The 2,619-nt window shown below is 38.7% G+C and carries 1 protein-coding gene; it reads left to right on the top strand.

The features are described 5' to 3' along the window. Positions 1-367: 367 nt before the first annotated feature. Entirely contained in the window at positions 368-1,735 is a 1,368-nt protein-coding gene (locus NL646_RS18405) for a site-specific integrase (RefSeq protein ID WP_253664517.1), read from the top strand. The last annotated feature ends 884 nt before the right edge of the window (positions 1,736-2,619 follow it).

The following is a 2,619-nucleotide window of genomic DNA, read 5'->3' as shown; positions in this document are numbered from 1 at the left end:
AGTAATTGCGGACCGGATATAGACCGGATCAGAAAAGACAAAGGCCCGTAGATTTCTCTACGAGCCTTCTAGAATATGGTGGCCCCTCGCAGACTTGAACTGCGGACCAATCGATTATGAGTCCTACCAGGTTCATTTTTATGAGTATGCAATGCTTGGTAATTTCTATTAAATTCAAATGTTTATCTGTTTGTCTTTGTTGCGTTAGTTTGCATTGATTTTCATGTCACTTTTCTCTTGTCTGACCCATTACCTGACCTAGCTTTGCTTAGGTAGGAAGTTTGTCAATATCATTTTTGGCTGCTTTTAGGTTATGTCTATTGACCTAGAAAGTTAACTTCGCCAAAAAAGACAAGAGAAAATCAGAATGTTAACTGTTACTAAAATTCAATCCGCGACCAGTCGTAAAAATTCCTATTATCTCTGGGATCAGTCAGGTCAACGAGGTATAGGGCGTTTGGGTGTAAAAATTTTCACTAGTGGGAAAAAGCAGTTCGTGTTTCGCTACTACCAGCAACAGAAAGAAAAATTTATCTCAATCGGTTTATTCAGTACACGTGCTGGCAGTATGGCTCTTACAGAAGCTCGCGAGAAAGCCCAGGTCTTCTCACAACTGTTGCTAGGCGGAAAAGATCCTAAATTGCATCTTGAACAACAAGAGAGCGAGCAGAAAAAAATTGATGCAGAGAGTAAAAGCTTAGGAACCATTGATGAGCTATTTCATAGCTACACGGAGCGCATGAAAATAGATGGAAAGAGAACGTATGAAGACGTGCGAAATGCGCTGGTACGAGAGTTCTATCCATATATAGACAAAAACACCAAAGCGTGTGATGTAACGACAGATGATATTAAATACGTTATTAGTATGATGATCCAGCGTGGAGCTATCACCCAAAGCAACCGAGTACGTAGCTATGTGATGGCGGCGTTTAACCATGGGATGCGCTTTGATAACGATCCTCGCTATTTCTCTTTAGAGTCGAAATTTGGCATAAAATACAATCCAGTAGCACCAATTCCAAAGCAAAAAGATGGAGAGCGCATTGGTGAAAGGTTCTTAGAATGGCGAGAGTTACGGCGTCTACTAAAAGATCTTCGTGAAAACTATGATCTTGTACCCATCGGACAAGATTTGAGGCACTTACTTCAACTGTGCATCTATCTAGGGGGACAACGACCATATGAGGTGATTACACTTGAATGGTGGAATGTTGATTGGGAAGAAAGGTTTGTCTGCATTACCAAAGAACGTTCCAAAAACAAAAAAGATCATATCGTACCGTTGAACGGATTGGCTTTTGAAATACTTCAGAAACAATATGAGCTTTCTGGTGGTGGACGATATGTTTTTCCAAATCCTAAAGATGCAGAAGAACCCATGAGGACTAGCTCAATTTGTCGTGCAGTGACTCGTTATCGCGATGCCGTGGGGTTCGATAAGTTTGTGCCTAAGGATCTTCGCCGAACGTGTAAAACTTTGATGGGGGCATGCCGAATCAGCAAGGAAGTTCGAGATCGTATTCAAAATCACGCGTTACAAGATGTGAGTACACGTCACTATGATCGCTATGACTATTTTGACGATAAGTTAGTTGGGCTTGAAGCCTGGAGCAGTAAATTGAAAGAGTTGATTGGGTATGTTCCACCAGCGTTGTCAGTTGTACCCTCCGCTGAAACGTTACCTTTTCCAGACATTAAAAGTCCCCAGTCGCTAAGAGCTAGTCTTAAATAAAGATTGTTTTTGAAAGCCCCTCTGGGGCTTTCTGTCTATTAGTTGCTTCAATTAAAGCCGCTTGATGATGTAAGTTCGTTCTGCACTACTATGACGTCTAACTTTTAGTGTCTAACTTTTAGTTGCACATAATTATATGATATTTAGTGTGTTTTTTACTTTTGTGTGTCTTTTGAAGAGTACATTGATGTTTTGACGTATTACTATCGAAATTCTCCATCTTTATTTTTAAGATAATGATTTATATATGTTTTATTGTTAGGTTTGAATTTTCGATTGGTCAGCAGGGAATCTGTTGAGCAGTACTTCAAATTTGTGTGTAGCAGCTATCTTAATTGGGTCTACGAGTGAGCTGCACCATAAAAATGCTAGTGCAGGAGTGATCAGAACTAGATATGTGAGATGTTAGATACAATAGAAGAACAACGATATCAAAGCGCTATGAATTGTATTTAAATGTCTGATAATAATGAAAATTTCAAGGTATTATTCTCATATTACCTTTGACCGATCATAAACATCGTTGGGTAAGAATCAAAAATCCATCTCAGAGGTCAAGAAAAACAACGATAGAGCTTCTTTCATTTTTTGCGGCCAGTGTTCATGGAAAACAACGATATAAAAACTAATTATTTTTACTATAACATTATGAAATTAAAAAGGTTATGTCAGTCTGACTTCGAGATGACCTTTGACCGATCATAAACATCGTTGGGGAAGATTCAACAATGCATATTAGAGGTCAAGCAAAACAACGATAGAGCTTCTTTCACTTTTTGCGGCCAGTGTTCATGGAAAACAACGATATAAAACCAATTCTATTTTCTCTAAGTTTATGAAATTAAAGAGATTAAATCAGTCTAGCTTCGAGATAACCTTTGACC

The organism is Vibrio sp. Y20_XG_PY13 (assembly GCF_024181925.1).
Lineage (GTDB): Bacteria > Pseudomonadota > Gammaproteobacteria > Enterobacterales > Vibrionaceae > Vibrio > Vibrio parahaemolyticus.
The sequence above is the reverse complement of the archived record's forward strand: the minus strand, read 5'-3'. Positions and strand labels throughout refer to the sequence as shown.

Excerpts from the sequence above, each read along its gene's own strand:
- NL646_RS18405 (WP_253664517.1), top strand. The coding sequence starts at position 368 with ATGTTAACTGTTACTAAAATTCAATCCGCGACCAGTCGTAAAAATTCC.